At 62.5% G+C, this 16684-nt stretch carries 22 protein-coding genes; 8 read left to right on the plus strand and 14 right to left on the minus strand.

Translation table 11 applies throughout. From position 1 onward, the window contains the following. Positions 1 to 26 precede the first annotated feature (26 nt). Positions 27 to 755, minus strand: coding sequence for a sulfate transporter CysZ (gene cysZ, locus IFT76_RS12550; RefSeq protein WP_192058614.1), 729 nt, complete (start codon positions 753 to 755; stop codon positions 27 to 29). Between the two features lie 233 nt (positions 756 to 988). Between cysZ and IFT76_RS12555 the strand changes: the two genes are divergently transcribed. Continuing rightward, entirely contained in the window at positions 989 to 1588 is a 600-nt protein-coding gene (locus tag IFT76_RS12555; RefSeq protein ID WP_122475170.1) for a peroxiredoxin, read from the plus strand. A gap of 134 nt (positions 1589 to 1722) precedes the next feature. After that, the gene (gene trxB, locus IFT76_RS12560) at positions 1723 to 2685 is read left to right on the plus strand and encodes a thioredoxin-disulfide reductase (RefSeq protein WP_122475169.1); all 963 of its coding nucleotides are present in this window, start codon (positions 1723 to 1725) and stop codon (positions 2683 to 2685) included. A gap of 166 nt (positions 2686 to 2851) precedes the next feature. On the opposite strand, the gene IFT76_RS12565 is transcribed toward trxB, so the two are convergent. From IFT76_RS12565 to IFT76_RS12585, 5 genes are all read right to left on the minus strand, one after another. Then, positions 2852 to 3193 carry a HopJ type III effector protein gene (locus tag IFT76_RS12565; RefSeq protein ID WP_192058616.1) on the minus strand — a complete coding sequence of 114 codons (342 nt, stop codon included), beginning with the start codon at positions 3191 to 3193 and terminating at the stop codon, positions 2852 to 2854. Then, positions 3186 to 3482 carry a DUF1244 domain-containing protein gene (locus IFT76_RS12570; protein ID WP_043192964.1) on the minus strand — a complete coding sequence of 99 codons (297 nt, stop codon included), beginning with the start codon at positions 3480 to 3482 and terminating at the stop codon, positions 3186 to 3188. Before IFT76_RS12570 ends, IFT76_RS12565 begins: the two co-directional genes overlap by 8 nt. Before the next feature lie 27 nt (positions 3483 to 3509). Next, complete coding sequence (folX, locus tag IFT76_RS12575; protein WP_049861227.1) at positions 3510 to 3881, minus strand: dihydroneopterin triphosphate 2'-epimerase; 372 nt, start codon at positions 3879 to 3881, stop codon at positions 3510 to 3512. Between the two features lie 59 nt (positions 3882 to 3940). Beyond that, complete coding sequence (gene folM / locus IFT76_RS12580) at positions 3941 to 4642, minus strand: dihydromonapterin reductase (RefSeq protein ID WP_122475165.1); 702 nt, start codon at positions 4640 to 4642, stop codon at positions 3941 to 3943. Between the two features lie 67 nt (positions 4643 to 4709). Then, complete coding sequence (locus IFT76_RS12585) at positions 4710 to 5276, minus strand: antibiotic biosynthesis monooxygenase (protein WP_122475163.1); 567 nt, start codon at positions 5274 to 5276, stop codon at positions 4710 to 4712. Between the two features lie 206 nt (positions 5277 to 5482). Between IFT76_RS12585 and IFT76_RS12590 the strand changes: the two genes are divergently transcribed. Then, positions 5483 to 6430 (plus strand): MerR family transcriptional regulator, encoded by a 948-nt coding sequence (locus IFT76_RS12590; RefSeq protein ID WP_192058618.1) that lies wholly within the window; start codon positions 5483 to 5485, stop codon positions 6428 to 6430. A 10-nt stretch (positions 6431 to 6440) separates the two neighbouring features. Here the strand turns inward: IFT76_RS12590 and IFT76_RS12595 are convergent, their stop codons facing one another. Together IFT76_RS12595 and IFT76_RS12600 are read right to left on the minus strand one after the other, a co-directional pair. Next, on the minus strand, positions 6441 to 7046 hold the full coding sequence (locus tag IFT76_RS12595) for a hypothetical protein (protein WP_192058620.1): 606 nt from the start codon (positions 7044 to 7046) through the stop codon (positions 6441 to 6443). Between the two features lie 57 nt (positions 7047 to 7103). Next, positions 7104 to 7571 (minus strand): PAS domain-containing protein, encoded by a 468-nt coding sequence (locus tag IFT76_RS12600; RefSeq protein ID WP_122475159.1) that lies wholly within the window; start codon positions 7569 to 7571, stop codon positions 7104 to 7106. Positions 7572 to 7705: 134 nt separating this feature from the next. Between IFT76_RS12600 and IFT76_RS12605 the strand changes: the two genes are divergently transcribed. Further along, the gene (locus tag IFT76_RS12605) at positions 7706 to 8158 is read left to right on the plus strand and encodes a flavodoxin (protein ID WP_185795029.1); all 453 of its coding nucleotides are present in this window, start codon (positions 7706 to 7708) and stop codon (positions 8156 to 8158) included. 3 nt (positions 8159 to 8161) lie between these two features. On the opposite strand, the gene IFT76_RS12610 is transcribed toward IFT76_RS12605, so the two are convergent. Next, positions 8162 to 8437: a YebG family protein gene (locus IFT76_RS12610; RefSeq protein ID WP_122475156.1), complete on the minus strand. Its 276-nt coding sequence runs from the start codon at positions 8435 to 8437 to the stop codon at positions 8162 to 8164. Between the two features lie 225 nt (positions 8438 to 8662). Between IFT76_RS12610 and IFT76_RS12615 the strand changes: the two genes are divergently transcribed. Then, on the plus strand, positions 8663 to 9103 hold the full coding sequence (locus IFT76_RS12615; protein ID WP_043192974.1) for a phosphate-starvation-inducible protein PsiE: 441 nt from the start codon (positions 8663 to 8665) through the stop codon (positions 9101 to 9103). A gap of 13 nt (positions 9104 to 9116) precedes the next feature. Here IFT76_RS12615 and IFT76_RS12620 read toward each other — a convergent pair whose 3' ends face one another. From IFT76_RS12620 to IFT76_RS12640, 5 genes are all read right to left on the minus strand, one after another. Continuing rightward, positions 9117 to 9455 (minus strand): DUF3509 domain-containing protein, encoded by a 339-nt coding sequence (locus tag IFT76_RS12620; RefSeq protein WP_192058622.1) that lies wholly within the window; start codon positions 9453 to 9455, stop codon positions 9117 to 9119. Positions 9456 to 9674: 219 nt separating this feature from the next. Beyond that, positions 9675 to 10085, minus strand: a complete 411-nt coding sequence (locus IFT76_RS12625; RefSeq protein WP_122475152.1) for an HPF/RaiA family ribosome-associated protein — start codon at positions 10083 to 10085, stop codon at positions 9675 to 9677. 240 nt (positions 10086 to 10325) lie between these two features. After that, a complete protein-coding gene (gene fecA / locus IFT76_RS12630; RefSeq protein WP_192058624.1) occupies positions 10326 to 12686 on the minus strand; it encodes a TonB-dependent Fe(3+) dicitrate receptor FecA in 2361 nt (786 codons plus the stop codon). Positions 12687 to 12795: 109 nt separating this feature from the next. Further along, complete coding sequence (locus IFT76_RS12635) at positions 12796 to 13749, minus strand: FecR domain-containing protein (protein WP_122475149.1); 954 nt, start codon at positions 13747 to 13749, stop codon at positions 12796 to 12798. Further along, positions 13746 to 14249 carry a sigma-70 family RNA polymerase sigma factor gene (locus tag IFT76_RS12640; RefSeq protein ID WP_446731021.1) on the minus strand — a complete coding sequence of 168 codons (504 nt, stop codon included), beginning with the start codon at positions 14247 to 14249 and terminating at the stop codon, positions 13746 to 13748. Before IFT76_RS12640 ends, IFT76_RS12635 begins: the two co-directional genes overlap by 4 nt. A gap of 212 nt (positions 14250 to 14461) precedes the next feature. Between IFT76_RS12640 and IFT76_RS12645 the strand changes: the two genes are divergently transcribed. The 3 genes from IFT76_RS12645 to IFT76_RS12655 are packed head-to-tail and all read left to right on the plus strand — an operon-like array spanning position 14462 to position 16670. Next, the gene (locus IFT76_RS12645; RefSeq protein WP_122475147.1) at positions 14462 to 14767 is read left to right on the plus strand and encodes a DUF3649 domain-containing protein; all 306 of its coding nucleotides are present in this window, start codon (positions 14462 to 14464) and stop codon (positions 14765 to 14767) included. Continuing rightward, positions 14764 to 16344, plus strand: a complete 1581-nt coding sequence (locus tag IFT76_RS12650; RefSeq protein WP_192058626.1) for a PepSY domain-containing protein — start codon at positions 14764 to 14766, stop codon at positions 16342 to 16344. The genes IFT76_RS12645 and IFT76_RS12650 overlap by 4 nt, the downstream gene beginning before the upstream one ends. Then, entirely contained in the window at positions 16344 to 16670 is a 327-nt protein-coding gene (locus tag IFT76_RS12655; protein ID WP_192058627.1) for a DUF3325 domain-containing protein, read from the plus strand. The genes IFT76_RS12650 and IFT76_RS12655 overlap by 1 nt, the downstream gene beginning before the upstream one ends. Positions 16671 to 16684 lie beyond the last annotated feature (14 nt).

Genomic DNA, 16684 nt, shown 5'->3' on the forward strand with positions numbered 1-16684 from the left:
AACGACCAGTGGTTATCGCCAAAGACTTATTGTCGCTCGCGCACCCAGAACAATGTCGCGCCTGCCACCGCTGCAGGCATCATCAAAACGTTTACTCCCGGGATCAGCAGTGCCAGGTAAACGATGCCGCCGAAACTGAGGCTGCGCCAGCGCTTCTGGCGCAGCCAGGCGAGCATGTCCTGCCAACTCATCTTGTGGTTGTCGGCGGGGTAGTCGATGTATTGTATAGCCATCATCCAGACCCCGAACAGCAACCACAGAGGGGCGGCAATGATATTGAGCATCGGGATGAACGACAGCACGAACAGCGCCAGGGCGCGCGGCAGGAAATAGCCGAGCTTGCGCGCTTCGCGGGCCAGCGTACGCGGGATCATTTCAAACAGTTCGGTCCAGCGGAAGGCGGGGAAATCGTCCTTGCCCCGGGCAACTACCTCGACCTTCTCGGAGAGAAACCCGTTGAAAGGGGCGGCGATGATGTTGGCCAGCATGGTGAAGCTGAAGAACACCATGAAGGCTACGAGCACTGCAAAAAGCGGCCAGAGTATGAAGCTGAGGAAACCCAGCCAGCTGGGCAGGCTCTGGATCAAGTGGTCGACCCACCCGCTGAACAGGTGGCCGGCGAAGTAGATCAGGCCAACGAACAGCACCAGGTTGATGCTCAATGGCAACAGTACAAACAGCCGCAGCCCGGGAGACAAGACCATTTTCAGGCCTTCGCGCAGGTATTGCGGGCCGGACAGTGCAGGGACAGGCATGGACAACTCCGAGACAGGGGAAACGTGCTGACAGTACCGGCTTTGCCGACGCTCGGGAACCACGGCAATGGCCGGTAACAACCTTGCGTGCTCTGCACGAATGGCCCGTTCGCGTATAGAGGAGGGCTATGGGTTGGATTGCCAAAGGGTATTTCCCTAATCGGGCCCACCTCGTTAAGCTTGGACACATCGAATTTCAACCCTTTCCCATCTTCGCTTCCAAGGAGTTCTTCATGAGCATTCTGGTCAACCGCCAAGCCCCTGACTTCGACGCCGCTGCCGTACTGGGCGACGGCTCGATCGTCGACAGCTTTAAGTTGTCGTCCCTGCGTGGCAAGTATGTGGTGCTGTTCTTCTGGCCGTTGGATTTCACCTTCGTTTGCCCATCGGAAATCATCGCCCACAACAACCGCATCGCCAAGTTCCGCGAGCTGGGTGTCGAAGTGGTCGGTGTGTCCATCGATTCGCAGTTCACTCACCACGCCTGGCGCAGCACGCCGGTGGAGAAGGGCGGTATCGGTGAGGTCGAATTCACCATGGTCGCCGACGTCAAGCACGAGATCGTCCGCGCCTACGGCGTCGAGCACGAAGATGGCGTGGCTCTGCGTGCCTCGTTCCTGATCGACCAGCAAGGTGTCGTGCAGCACCAGGTGGTGAACAACCTGCCGCTGGGTCGCGATGTCGACGACATGGTACGACTGGTCGAAGCGCTGCAGTTCACCGAACAGCATGGTGAAGTCTGCCCGGCCGGCTGGCGTCCGGGCCAGAAAGGCATGAAGGCCGATGCCCAGGGCGTTGCCGACTACCTGGCTGGAAATGCCAAGAGCCTGTAAGCGCTGACCCTGCCTGGATTTCACGGGCAAGTTTCTGGGCTGGCGGCGTTGAACCTTCCCCAAGGTGCCTTGCCAGTCCTTTTTATTCCAGCCGCACCGGATCGGCGCCAACGTCCGGCAGTCAGGAGTTAGTCATGTCTCAAACCCGTCATTCCCGCGTGATCATCCTGGGCTCCGGCCCTGCCGGTTACAGCGCTGCCGTGTACGCTGCGCGCGCCAACCTCAAGCCGCTGCTGATTACCGGCATGCAGGCAGGCGGTCAGTTGACCACCACTACCGAAGTCGACAACTGGCCGGGCGACCCCCATGGCCTGACCGGCCCGGCCCTGATGGAGCGCATGCGTGAGCACGCCGAGCGCTTTGAAACCGAAATCGTCTTCGACCACATCAATGCCGTTGACCTTGCTGCCCAGCCGTTCACCTTGACGGGTGACAGCGCAACCTACACCTGTGACGCGCTGATCATCGCCACCGGCGCCAGTGCTCGCTACCTGGGCTTGCCGTCGGAAGAGGCGTTCATGGGCAAGGGCGTTTCGGCCTGTGCGACGTGCGATGGCTTCTTCTATCGCAACCGTGAAGTCGCGGTAGTGGGCGGTGGCAACACGGCGGTCGAAGAGGCGCTGTACCTGGCCAACATCGCCAGCAAGGTGACCCTGGTCCATCGTCGCGATACCTTTCGCGCCGAGAAGATCCTGATCGACAAGCTGCATGCTCGCGTGGCCGAAGGCAAGATCGAACTCAAGCTCAATGCCACGCTGGAAGAGGTGCTGGGCGACAACATGGGCGTGACCGGTGCGCGCTTGCGCAACAACGATGGCATTGCCGAAGAGCTGAAGGTCGATGGCGTGTTCATCGCGATCGGTCACACGCCGAACACTTCGTTGTTCGACGGGCAATTGGCTCTGAAGGACGGCTACATGGTGGTTCAGGGCGGGCGTGAAGGCAACGCCACCGCGACCAGCGTCGAGGGCGTATTCGCTGCCGGCGACGTGGCTGACCACGTGTACCGCCAGGCAATTACCTCGGCCGGTGCCGGCTGCATGGCAGCGCTGGATGTAGAGCGTTATCTGGATGGGCTGGCCAACGCTTCGTTCTGATCCAGAACCGCAGCGCGGCTTTCGCGGGTAGAACCCGCTCCCACAGGGTGTTGTAGTCCCAGTGAAGGACACTGTCCCTGTGGGAGCGGGTTCTACCCGCGAAGAGGCCCCAAAGCCGGGCACAAAAAAACCGACCCCTGCAGGTCGGTTTTTTCATGCGTGCCCGTTAGCCCCGCTGGGTCAGCGGCTGTTCGGAAAACTTCACCCCCGCCAACCCATGCGCCATCAGATTGCGGATATTACCGTGGTCACTGCCCTCGGGCGTCGCCACCACCGAACGGTAGTGTTCGCCAAACGCCAGCAGTGCCTCTTCATCGCTCAAGCCTTCCAGCAGTGCCAGGCCCAGGGTCTTGCAGGACCCTTCGTTCTGCCCGGCAGCATTGTCCAGAGCGCCGTTGCTGAATGCCTGTGGCTCATAGGCATAGTGCTCGGCGACGAAGGCCAGCGTCGCGGCGAACTGATGTTCACCGCTGGCCAGGCTGGTGCGCAGCGAATTCACATCACGCATTGGGCGTCCCCTTGGCGAAGGCCGCCTGCTGTTCGGCGCTGGCTTCCTGCTGGTATTGCGCCTTCCACTGCGCATAGGGCATGCCGTAGACGACTTCGCGGGCCTCATCGAGGCTGACATCGACCTGCTGCTCGTCGGCAGCTGCCTTGTACCATTTGGACAGGCAATTGCGGCAGAACCCGGCCAGGTTCATCAAGTCGATGTTCTGCACGTCTTTGCGTTCGTCCAGGTGCTTGACCAGACGGCGGAAAGCCGCTGCTTCCAATTCCAGGCGTTGTTGTTCGTTCATGTCGTTCTCCTGCTGAGCGGCAACCGGTCAGCGGCTGCCGGCGAGGGTGATCGAAACCGATTCGGCGAAGCGCAGCGCGTGGGGCTTGTCGACTTCCACTTCGGCATAGCGCACGGCGGTGTTCTGCATGACCAGATCGAGAATCTCCTGGGTCAGGCGTTCGAGCAGGGCAAAACGGTTGCCCTCCACGTGCTGGATCACCGCCTTGGTGATGGTGCGGTAGTTCAGGGCATGCTCGATATCGTTGTCGCGCACCGCTTCGAGCGCCGGATACAGCACGGTGAGGTTGATCAACACGTCCTGCTTGTTGACGATTTCGTCTTCGTTGATACCGATGAAGGTGCGCAAGCGCAGGTCCTTGACCCGGATGCGTGCCATTCCTGGCTGCAGTGGTGCCATCGTTGTGTGCTCCGCAGAATGTTCGGGGCCAGCGTCGTGCCGAACCGACGCAGGCATGCCTATTTTACGTGTCTGCCGCCGTTGACGGTCAAGGTCGTGCCCGTCACGTAGGGGTTTTCCAACAGGTAGCGCAGGCTTTGGTAGATGACCTCGGCACCCGGCTCGATGCCCAGCGCCGACTTGGCCAGCGATTTGTAGCGGTAATCGGCATCGTCATCCGGGTTGAACAGGATCAGCGCCGGGGCAATCCCGTTCACTTTGATCGCCGGCGCGAACCGCGCCGCGAATGACAGCGTGAGGTTGTCCAGTCCCGCCTTGCTCGCGCAATAGGCCATGTGCTTGGCGCTGCCCTTGCGCGTCACGTCATCGCTGATGTGCACGATGTCGGCAGGTTTCGACGCGCGCAGCAGGTCGGCGCAGTGCAAGTTGATCAGATAGGGCGCCAGCATGTGCACATTGACCATCTGCTGGAACGCGGCGGCTTCGTCTGCGGCGCTGTCCGCGATCCAGGCCGAGGCGTTGTGCACGATGGCACGCAGCTGGGTGGTCTGCGCCTTGAGTGCGTCGATGAAGGCCAGGATGCCGGCTTCGCTGGCGAAGTCGGCATGGATGGTCACCGCGCCCATCTCGCGCAGGTGCGCAACGGTTTCGCGCTCCTGGCGATAGCTGATGATGACTGGTTGGCCTTCGCCCAGCAGGCGTTCGGCACAATGCAGGCCGATGCGCTGGCTGGCGCCGGTAATGAGGATCGGGTGAGGCATGGGGCGAGCTCTTCGTCGGCAGGTTGCTGCGCCGATTTATATCACAAAGCGCAGCAGGTCCGGCCGTTCACGCCACCTTGGCCTTGGGCAGCGGCGCCCGACTCGGCGTGGCGTGCAACCAGCCGCGCAACAGGCGCGTCGACAGTGGAATGAAAAAGAACACCATGAGCGGGGTCAGGGCCAGGGTGCTGAGCATGACTCTGGGCACCAGGCTGATCTCGTTCAGCACGTGACCGAACAGGAAGTTGAAGATCAGCGATACCGGGAAGAACGCCAGCCAGATGGCCACCGCCTGTTTCCAGCGCGGCGGGCGCTGCAGGCCACTGTCGCCGAACCAGCCTTCGGTGCCGCTGACCCGGTGCACGTGTGGCTGGGCGAACAGTTCACTGCCACGGCCAAGCCAGGAGCGACGGGAGGCAGAATGCTCCCATGCATGCAGCGTGGTTTCATCGGCAAAACGGAAGATGATCTGGAATTCGTCATCGCCCGGCGCGGGCGCCAGAACGCCTGAACCCAGGTAACCTGGAAAATCGGTGGCCAGTTGTTCGCCCTCATGCAGCCAGGCGATCAGGTCCTGATATTTGCCATCGGCCACGCGGCGCGCAACCATCAGGGTAACGGGGGAGGTAGACATCGTGTATCTCCAGGCAGTCTGGCGCTCCGGGTAGGAGCCTCCATCGAATGCAGCGCCGGGGTGGTGGCGTGCATCTGAAATCAAGCAAGTATTATTCCCGAAAACTGCTGCGTGCACATCTACCGTCGGTTGGATCATCCACAAACCCCAAGCCTCTGCCAGCGGTTACACTGTGCGTTCCTGTTCCTGGCGGCGGTTGACTAGCAATGAGCGAATCCGGCACCCGATTGCCCGGCGTGCAAGACCACGCGCTGGACGAGCTGTACCCCATTCGCGAGGTGGCCCGGTTGACTGGGATCAACCCGGTCACGCTGCGTGCGTGGGAGCGCCGCTATGGTCTGGTGCAGCCTACCCGCACCGAAAGTGGGCACCGCTTGTACTCCCTGGCCGATATCGAAGAGGTGCGCAGTATCCTGGGCTGGATAGAGCGGGGCGTGGCGGTGAGCAAGGTGGGCAAGATCCTGGCGCGCACCCAGCAGGCCAGAACTGCGCTGCCCGGGCCCTGCGACGAGCACGGTGAATGGCAGCAGTGGCAGGAGCGGATTCGCCAGTGCGTACGTGAGTTTGCCGAAGCTCGGCTCGATCAGGTCTACGGCCAGGTGTTTTCCAGCTATCCGCTGGCCGTGGTATTCGAACAGGTACTGATGCCGGTCTGGCAGGAGCTGCTGGTGCATCAGGGCCACTTTGGCCAGGCCAGCGAATGGTTGTTCCTCGACACCTTCCTGCGTGCCCGCACCCTGCAACGGCTGCGCCTGGCTTCCGATCAGGGCCAAGACAGCCGGGTATTGCTGGTGGCCATACCAGAGCAGTGCCGGGAACTCGAGCTCCAGGTCACAGGCCTGCTGCTGGGCGGACCGCAAGTCGAAGTGCAACTGCTCGGTCTGGGCCAGCCGCTCGAAGAGCTGAGCCTGGTCTGTGAAAAGCTCGCGCCCCAGGCAGTGGTGCTGTTCTCCAATCGCCCAGCGCCACCGGCACTGCCACGGCAGCTGGCCAAACTGAACAACGCCCTGAGCTGCCCGTTGCTGTTGGCCGGAGAGCTGTCCGAAATCATGCAGGACAGCCTGCGATCCACTGAGATCGCCTGCCTGGGCAGCGATGGACGTTTGATGCAACGGCGTTTGCAGCAGTACCTGGCCGGGCATCTGGACAGCTGATTCGGCGCATTCAGGTGTGCAGTTGCGGATGCACCAGTTGGTGGTGCATCAGAATGAACTGGCGCAAGGACTCTATCGCCTTGGCGTTGTTCTGGCTGAGCCGGTAGGCAAACAAGCCGTGCTCGGCCTCGCGAATCATCGAACCGCGCAACGGGATCGGTGCGCACCCTTCGGGGGTGAACCACAGCTGGAATTGCGCGGGCGCCTGTGCCCCATTGCGAACCTCGAGCAAGGCGCCCTTGAAGGAAATGTCACGGACCCAGAAGTCGCTGTCACGCCCTTCGCCGTCGCGCAGCACGATCGGCTGCGCGAGGCTCAGCCGCCACGGGCGCAACATCGGTCCGTCCTCATAGATGCTGGGTGCCCCGAGCTCCAGGTGCGCCGCCTGGAACTCGTCTTCCACGACCTGCAGCGGAAAGCTGATCTGCTGGTTTTCCAGGTGTGCTTCGATGGTGACCTGTTCGTGGGATGCCAGGCGCATCAGCAGATCGCGAACCTGCGGTCCACCCTTGATGGAAAGGTTGAGCAGGGTATCGCGAACATTGAGCTGCGGGTTGGCCTGCATCGCCCGCAGAAACTCCAGTTCGTCCTGGGTCAGCAACACATCAGGCGGCATGGCGTGCACTCGCGGCAAAGGGTGACTCGAAGCAACATTGGAAAACGTCCATGGCGGTCATACCGCACCGGGCGGGGCAGGGGTTTCGAGTTCGACGATGCGCTGTTGCAGCGCCGCCACCTGCTGCTCGAGCGCGACGATGCGCTGCTGCGCTTCGACCTCGCTGCTGACATCCTTCTGGATGCCGATGTAGTACATCAGTTGATCGCTGTCGTTGTGTACCGGGGTGATCGACAGCTCATTCCAGAAGAAACTGCCGTCCTTGCGGTGGTTGCGAAGCACCTCGCGGCACGCCAACCCCTGGTCGATCGCCTCGCGCACGCGCTGGCGCGCAGGCTGGTCGCGGTCGTCACCCTGCAGCAGGCGGCAGTCCTGGTAGAGCATTTCCAGCGACGTATAGCCGGTCATGCGCTCGAATGCCGGATTGACGTAGATGAGGATGTTGTCCTCGCCTTCCTGTTCGGCGACGACGATGCCGTCGTTGGACGCATCGATCACCAGTTGCAGCAGCTTCGCATTGATCATGTCAGGGTTCCCTAGCGTGCAGCGTAGTCTAATTCATACGGGCTGCGGGAGGGATCCCAGTACGTCAGATCCTGTCTTTCAATGCGCGGTCGGGCTGGTAAGATCAGCGCTTTCAACGGTCCGAGACAGTCATCATGAAAGTTGCCATCCTCAGCGGTTCGGTCTACGGCGCGGCCGAGGAAGTCGCCCGGCATGCCGAGCAGCTGCTAAAGCGACAGGATATCCAGGCCTGGCACAACCCGCGAGCCACTCTGCAGGACGTGCTGGCATTCGCGCCCGAGGCTGTTTTGGCGGTGACCTCGACCACCGGCATGGGCGAACTGCCGGACAATATCATGGCGCTGTACGCTCAGCTTCGCGATGAACTGCCGGCGGCGCTGCGTGGCCTGCCCGGTGGTGTGATCGCGCTGGGGGACTCCAGCTACGACACCTATTGCGGCGGCGGCGAGCAGTTGCGCGAGTTGTTTGCAGAGCTGGGCGTGCACGAGGTTCAGGACATGCTGCGCCTGGACGCCAGCGAAAGCGTCACCCCGGAAACCGACGCAGAGCCCTGGCTGGCCGAGTTCGTGCAAGCGCTGCAGGCCTGACGATCAGGCCTGCTCGGCGGGGTCGGCCGTAGCCGTAAGCAACTCGTTCAGGGCATCGGGCTGACTCTTGAATGCCTTGGCGAAGATGTCGCGGTTTTTCGCCATGTAGATACCGGCGTCTTCGACCTGTTTGTCATCGAGTGACGGCACGGCTTTTTTCAGTACGTCTGCCAGCAACTCAGCCAGCTCGAGCATTTTGTCGTGACGATCGGCTTCAGCTTTGTCCATAAACAGGCGCTCCAGATCTCGGCTGCTGCGGTATACCACTTCGACGGCCATTGACCACCTCATTTGCCCAGGGAATGGTTTCAGTATAACTACTGTTCGTTTATACAGTGCCAAGCATAAGGCAAATCGGCAGGCTTGAACAGAGGTGCCGACGAGGGGCCCTGCGACAGTCTGGCTGCTTCTCACCAGCCATGCCTGGCCCTTATGCTGCATGCCCTGAACGAGCATAGGCGTTCAGGCGCATCTCACCATCGGTTGGCAAAAGGAATACAGGCAATGAAATGGGCCGAAAAACTTCGCGGGAGTCTGCACGCCCAGGCCGATTCGCTGGGCAATCTGTGCGTCGAGGCGTTCCACTATCTGGCGCTGTTCGGCATTGGCGCCATCACCGCCTGGGCGGCTGTCAGCGCTTTTCTGGGAATGGTAGAGAAGGGCAGCGTGAGCGTGGACGACATTCTGCTGCTGTTCATCTATCTGGAGCTGGGGGCGATGGTGGGGATCTACTTCAAGACCAACCACATGCCCATCCGCTTCCTGCTGTACGTGGCAATCACCGCCCTGACTCGCCTGCTGATCGGCGATGTCTCGCACCACAATGCACCGGATCTGGGCATCATCTACCTGTGCGGTGGCATCCTGCTCCTGGCTTTCGCCATCCTGGTGGTGCGCTATGGGTCTTCGCGCTATCCATCGGTAAAGGAGAAGTCCGACAGCTGAGCCGCACGGCGGCTCATTGCAGGCTGGCGGCGACCGGCGAGGTGTGCGCGGCGTTGGCGCGAAGGACTGGCTTGCTGCCCAGCTTCTCGACGTTGCCGGCATCGGTCATCGCCGCCAGGATCTGCATGGCGCTGCCACCTTGCTCGATGGCCATGCCGAACTGGATGCTTTCGATCAGCCGGCGCATGCGCTTGGGGTCGTTGCGCTGTTCGGCGGTGATCACGCGCTTGGCGGCAACGCCGCGCTCGTTGGACAGGGTCAGCATGATGCTGCCATCCAGGCGCTGAATGCTCAGGTTGACGCGGTACTCGGGTTGGAACGCATCGCTCAGGGCTTGGAATGGATTATCCATGATGTACTACCTGCAATAGTCGAACTTCGTTAATGGACTAGGCGATTAGTTACTGGTTCAAGACCGCTGGTCGGCGCCGCGTTTCATCTTTTGCTATATGTAACTGCCGCCCTACTTCGTCGCAATTGATGTAGCAATCGCCGTGCCCGGACCGAAAAACTTGTTCGCAGGCAATAAAAAAGGCGAGCCCCGGGCTCGCCTTTTCCTACGTTGCAGGGCTCAGGACTTGCTGTTGAGCACCTGTTCGTTTTCCAGAAACTCTTCCTCGAGCAAGGCTTCGTTCGGACCATCGGGAATGGTTTGCTGGTTGGCTGCACGCTTGTTGCGCAGCCTGCCGAACATGTGCTCCAAAGCGTGGCTGAGCTTCTCGGCGGCGCCATCGACCGCCAGGTCCAAGGTTTCAGCCTTGTGCGTCACGGAAATGGGCTGGTGACCTTTTGGACGCGCTTCCATCTGGCAGCGCATGTCGTCGGGCCCGGATTTCTGGCCGTTTTCGTCGGCGAGATGAACCTCGATACGGGTGAGATCCTCCTGATAATGCTCGACTGCGTTTTCCACTACGGTGCGTACCCACTCCTGCAGGCGGGCATCGCCTTGAATATGGTTATCGCTATTGACCTGGATCTGCATAGTTCATCCCTTATTCGGCTTGCTAGCTAGAGATTCGATGACACTGATATTCATCGCCTCTTGAAGTACAAGGTCAGGGAGTTGAAGAAACAATTCAACCCCCTGACGAAGATAAATATTCAGTAACTTTTTCGAACTTTTTCCGAAATAAGTGCGAAACCCGAAACTCTGCGGGGCGCAATTCCGGCCTCCGACCCGCTGCCACAGGGGTTCAGCGGCAGCAGGCGCACGCTGCCAGCGTCAGAAGGCGACGGAGGTTTGCACGTAGACGGTGCGCGGCTCGCCCACGTACTTGCCCTTGTTGTTGTCGTCGAAGGAACGGGTGTAATACTGGTGATTGAAAATGTTCTTCAGGCCCACCGCGACGTTCAAGTCGGACAATTGCGGGCCGAAGTCATAGCCGGCGCGGCTGCTGAAGAGCATGTAGCCTGGGATGCGCCCGGTGCTGCCGTCGGCGCTTTCGGCCTGGGTGTTGGCGTTGTCGGCGAACTGGCTGCTCTGGTAGCTGCTGTCCAGGTCGAGCTTCCACGGGCCCTGGGTGTACCCGACGCCCAGGGTGCCCTTGTGGCGCGAGGAGAACGGCACGCGGTTGCCCTTGTTCGGGCCGTCTTCGCGGATGGTGGCATCGACGAACGCGTAGCTGGCGTGAACGTCGAAACCGGCCAGGGCCGGGCTCAAACCGTCCAGTGCGTAGTTGATGCTGGTCTCGATACCCTGATGGCGAGTCTCGCCGCGAGCGATCACCGTGTCGTTGGTCTGGTTGCTGTCGTACTGGTTGTCGAAGTTGATCAGGAACGCACCGATTTCCGCGCGCAGATTGCCGTTGTCGTAACGCGTCCCCAGCTCCCAGGTCCGGGCCTTTTCCGGCTTCACTTCGCCGCCGGTCACACGGTTGGGCATCTGGCTGTACTGCACACTGCCGAACGACCCTTCGGTGTTGGCGTACAGGTTCCAGTTTTCGTTGACGTGATAGAGCACGTTCAGGGCCGGCAAGGCGGTGGTGTAGTCGCCCTGGTATTTGACGTTGGTGAGGTTGTTGGTCTGCTGCGAGTCGATCATCTCGTAGCGGATGCCGGGCGTGAACGTCCAGCGGCCGATATCGATGCGGTCGTCGACATAGAAGGCGTGGGCCTGGGTGCCGCCGCGGGTATCCCGGTCGTTGCGGCTGTCGGTGCTGGGCAACTGCTGGTTGGCGCTGATCGGCGTGCGGTAGCGCAGCTCATGGCCCGCCTCGCTGATGTAGCGGTAGCCCACGCTCATTTCGTGCTGTGTCTGGCCCAGATCGAAGCCTTGGGAGAAGCGCGTCTCTACACCGCGTACCCAGTACTCGCGGGGCGACAGTGAGAGAAAGTTGCCCTGGTCCAGGTAGCCGCTGCGCAGGGTCTTGGTGAAGAAGGTGTTGGCGGTGAATTCGCGGCGATCTTCCTGGTAGCGGTAGCCGAAGTTGACCATGGTGCGGCGCCCCCAGAACTTGTCGTAGCGGCGGGTCGACTGATAGGGGTCGGCCTTGTAGTCGGCTGCGCTGAGGCCACCGGGCATGTCGGCCTCGCCTTCGTAGTACTGCGCCTGGGCATTGAGGCTGTTGGCGTCGTCGATCTGGTATTTGCCCTTGAGAATCAGGTCGTCGATCTGGGTATCGCTGTGCTCGCGCCAGTCGCCGCCGCGCACGCCGGAGTAGAGCAGGGCGCCGCCCAGGCTGTTGTCGGCAGTACCGCCCGCCAGCAGGTTGCCGGTGGTCTTGAAGCCGTCCTGGCTCGACGAAGGGCTGGCCTGGGTCTGCAAGCCGCCCTTGATGGTAGGTGCATCGGGAATCGCGCGGGTCACGAAGTTGACGATGCCGCCGACGTTCTGCGGGCCGTAGCGCACCGCGCCGCCGCCGCGCACCACGTCCACGGCGTCCATGTTGCCCATGCTGACCGGGGCGAACGACAACTGCGGCTGGCCATAGGGCGCGAACGGCACCGGGATGCCGTCCATCAGCACCGTGGAGCGGGTCGCCAAGCGTGGGTTGAGCCCACGGATGCCGAAGTTCATCGCCATGTCATGGCTGCCCGTGCCGTTGTTCTGTGGTGCATTGACACCCGGAATGCGGTTGAGGACATCGCGCGCGCTGGTGGCGCCAGTGCGTTCGAAGTCTTCGCGGCGCACCACGTCCCGGGCACCGGCGTGCTCGAACACGTTGGTCTGTTCGGCGGCGCCGAGCCAGTCGCCCACGACACTGGACGCACCCAGTTCGACCGCAGCACCGGCGCTGCCAGGCTGGGCCACAGGTGTGGCTTCCAGGCTGTAGGCGCCATCGCCCAACGGCTGCGCGTGCAAGCCGGTACCTTCAAGCAGTACCGCCAGTGCCTGTTCGACGCTGTAGCTGCCTTGCAGGCCACGGCTGGGCTGGTCTGCCAGGGTCGTCGAGCCGAATGAAATCAGTACACCTGCCTCGCGGCCGAACTGATTGACCGCGCTTTCGACCGACGCGGGCGCGATGTGGTACTCGCGGGTAGAGCCCTCGGCGGCCATGGCGTGCGGCAGTTGAGCCACGCTCACGGCAGTGCCGAGCAACAGACAGCGCAGGGCGCGGGCGAGTGGGGTGGGCAGGTTGGACATTCGGCGTTTCCAGGCAGGATGTAGTGGGAGTTACCCTGTCTGTCACGCGGGCAAGGCAAAACGGCTCACCGAGGGTGTAAATAAATGCTCGCCGCCAAACCTGGCATGGCTAGACCCGGGATTGAACCGTGACCCAATAGCGGGTGAAGCGCCGGACTTTCACTGGCAGCGCCGCCTCCAGTGAATCGAGAATTTTCTCGGTATCGCCCAGGGGGAAACTGCCGGAGAGCAACAGATTGGCAGCGCGGGCGTCGCAGTCCAGCTGGCCGCGGCGATAACGGCCGACTTCGGCCAGGAAGTCGCCCAGGCGCATGCGCGCGGCGATCAGCATGCCGTCGACCCAGGCGCCACTGTTGGCGTCCAGTGGTCGCGCCGGATTGAAGCGCTGGCGTTCGAACTCGAGCTGCTGGCCGTCGGCCAGGCGCCGTGGCTCATCGTGCAGCCCGGCGGCCTCGAGGGTGACGGCGCCCTGCAGTGCCTGCACCTGGGTGCTGCCCGGCAGTTGGCGAACATTGACCTGCCCCCGGCCAGCGGTGATCAGCCCTTGGTCGGTGCCGATGAGCAGGGGCCGCGCATCGGCACCCGCCGTGAGCATGATCTCGCCTTCGAGCAAGTGGATCAGGCGCCGACCCGCATCGAAGCGCACGTCCACGGCGCTGGTGGTGTTGAGGTGGATCCGGCTGCCGTCGTCCAGCTGCAATTGGCGGCGCTGGCCCAGCGGGCTGCGGTAGTCGGCCACCAGCGGCGGCAGCCAGTGCTGTTGTCGCAGGGCCAGGGTGGTTGCACCGGCCATTCCCAGCAGCAACAGTGCCTTGAGGGCGCGTCGGCGGCCGGGCGAGTGGGGCGCGCCCACGGTAGCCTGCGCCAGGGAAGCGGGCAGGCCGGCGAACTGCTGATTGACCTTCTGGATGTGATCCCAGGCACGACGGTGCTCGCCGTCGGCGTGCAGCCAGCGCTGCCATGCCTGCTGCTGGCGCGGGTCGAGCGGGCCTTGTTGCAGTTCAAGCAGCCACTGCACGGCCTGTTCGGCCACGTGCGGAGAAAAACTGCGGGCTTCGTTCACAGCGCGAAGTAGCAGCGCAGGGCTGCCTTGTGCAGATGGCGCTTTACCGTGGCCAGGGATATACCGAGTTCGCTGGCGATTTCGCGGTAGCCCAGGCCATCGACCTGTGCCATCAGGAACGCACGCTTGACCGTGACCGGCAGACCTTCGAGTAGCGCGTCCAGCTCGAGCAGGGTCTGCAGGATGATCGCCCGGTGTTCTTCGCAGGGTGCAAGGGGCTCGGGCATCTGGCTCAAGGCCTCCAGATACGCGCGCTCCAGATCCTGGCGACGGTAGTGGTTGAACAGCACGCGCTTGGCCACCGTGGTGAGAAACGCCCGCGGTTCACGGATGGGCGCGACCTCGCGCGCGGTCAACAGGCGCATGAAGGTGTCCTGGGCGAGGTCGGCAGCGTTGTCCGGGCAGCCCAGACGGCTGCGCAGCCACTCGGTCAGCCAGCGGCGATGGACGAGGTAGAGGCCCTCGACCGAATGCGAGGCAGGGGAAGTCACAGAGCTCACCGCGAACACTCCGGCGCCATGGGGTGCGCAGCAGAATAAGAATTGTTCGTATCTTACGGATGAGCCGCCGTTTGGGCAAGGTCGACAGCCGTCCCAGCGTCGGCAAAAAGTGTTGCAGCACAAGATAAACGTCAACGGTCTTTGCGCATGAGAATATTTATCATTATTATCAGCACGATTCAGTGCCGCGTTCGTAGGTTTGAAGGTCTTTCATGAGAAGCAGAATCGGCGGGGTACCTGCCTCGTATCGTTGGGCGGTGGCCTCTCGCATCGTCGCGGCTGTATTTGGCGGCTACGTGCTGGCGGCACTTGCAAGCGTATGCATCGCCTGGCTGCTGCCCATGGCACGCGGCGAGGCCGTGGTCAGCGCCATGATGCTGTCGTTCCTCGTGTATCTGGTGGCCGTGCTGTGGTGTTTCGCCTCGCACAGCGCCGGTCGAGCCTGGCTGGGCCTGGCCATTCCGGGCCTGATACTGGCCGCGATGGCGGGTCTTCTGCACTGGCAGCACCTGCCGTGAGAGAAGGCTTCCGCCAGGCGATGGCGTGGTTGCATACCTGGGCGGGGCTGGTGTTCGGCTGGTTGCTGTTCGCCATCTTCCTCACCGGAACACTGTCCTATTTCAAGGACGAGATCAGCCATTGGGCACAGCCCGAAGTGCCGGTGCGCGTGCTCGACGCTCGGGCCAGCCTGACGCAGGCGCAGGCCTACCTGCAGGCCAATGCCGGGCAATCGTCACGCTGGTTCATCAGCCTGCCGGACGCGCGCGAGCCAGCGCTTTCGGTCATGTGGCAGGACCCGAACAAAAGCGGGCGCGGCAGCTTCACCCGGCAGACCCTGGACCCGCAGACCGGGCAGCGAATCGAGGCGCGCGACAGCCGCGGCGGCGACTTCTTCTATCGCTTCCACTACCAGCTGCAAATGGGCTACCCCTGGGGCCGCTGGCTGAGTAGCCTGGCGGCGATGGTCATGCTGGTGACGCTGGTCACCGGCATCATCACCCACAAGAAGATCTTCAAGGAATTCTTCACCTTCCGCCCCGGCAAGGGCGCGCGTTCCTGGCTCGATGGGCACAACGCGATCGGCGTGCTGGTGCTGCCTTTTCACCTGATGATCACCTACAGCAGCCTGGTGATTTTCATGACCATGCTCATGCCGGCGAGCATCAACAGCCGCTACGATGGCGATACCCAGGCGTTCTTCAGCGAGATCTATCCGGGCAACCAGCGGGTGGTCGCCGCCGGGCAGCCTGCGCCGCTGGTGAATCTGGGAGGGCTGTACGACCGTGCGCTGCAGCAATGGCCCGGAGGCAGCATCGGCCGGGTGTCGGTGCAGATGCCGGGCGATGCCAACGCTCAGGTGCAGTTCAGCCGCCATGACGGCGATAGCGTGAGCCGCGACCTGGGCGCAGCCATCACCTTCGCCGGTACCACGGGCGCGGTGCTCGAGCAGCCGCGCGAAAGCTCCACGCCAATAGCCATCGCGGGCACGTTCTATGGGTTGCACATGGGGCTGTTCGCCGGGCCCGTGCTGCGCTGGCTGTATTTCTTCTGCGGCCTGGGCAGCACCTTGCTGATCGGTACGGGCCTGGTCATGTGGCTGGGCAAACGTCAGCTCAAGCATGCCCGCAGCGGTGTGCGGCCCTTCGAGCTGCGTCTGGTGGAAGTGTTGAACGTGGCCGGCATGGCCGGGCTGGTGCTGGCGGTGGCAGGCTTCATGTGGGCCAACCGGCTGCTGCCGGCGACCTATCCGGAGCGTGCCGGCATCGAGGTCGACAGCTTCTTCGTGGTTTGGCTATTGAGCATCGTGCATGCTGCTGTGCGCAGTGGCAGCAAGGCCTGGATCGAGCAATTGGGTCTGGCGGCGATTGCCCTGGCGAGTGTGCCGTTACTGAGCCTGCTCACCACCAACCATGGCCTGCCGGCGTCCATCGCCGCCGGCGACTGGGTATTGGCAGGCGTCGATCTCAGCGCCCTGGGCTGCGGCCTGGTGCTGGCGTGGGTGGTCATGAAGATACGTCGCCGCGCTGTGCTGGCGGCATTGCCGGTGGTGCGGACGGTGCGTGCGCGTCCTACCATGCCTGGCGAGGTGCACTGATGTTGGCTGCAGGTTTGCTCAGTTATGCCGGCTTCAGTGCCCTGTGCCTGGCCATGGAACGTCATCATCAGGAAATGCTCGGGCATCGACCCAGTCCTTCGCGCAAGGTGCAATTGCGCTTGGCAGGCTGGGCTTTGCTGGCCTTGTCGCTGTGGGTCTCGGTGCTCAGCGCTGGCTGGGCCATGGGGCTGGTGCGCTGGACCGCAGTGTTGATGGGCAGCGCGGTATTCCTGGTGTGGCTGTTGCCGTACCGGCCACGCTGGGCCCTGGCATTGGCCGCAGCCGGCCTGCTGCTGGGGCCATTGGCGGCAGTGGCACACTGGTAGCGCGAGCTGCTCGC

The sequence above is a fragment of the Pseudomonas sp. CFBP 13727 genome (assembly GCF_014841915.1).
Taxonomy (GTDB): Bacteria; Pseudomonadota; Gammaproteobacteria; order Pseudomonadales; family Pseudomonadaceae; genus Aquipseudomonas; species Aquipseudomonas baltica.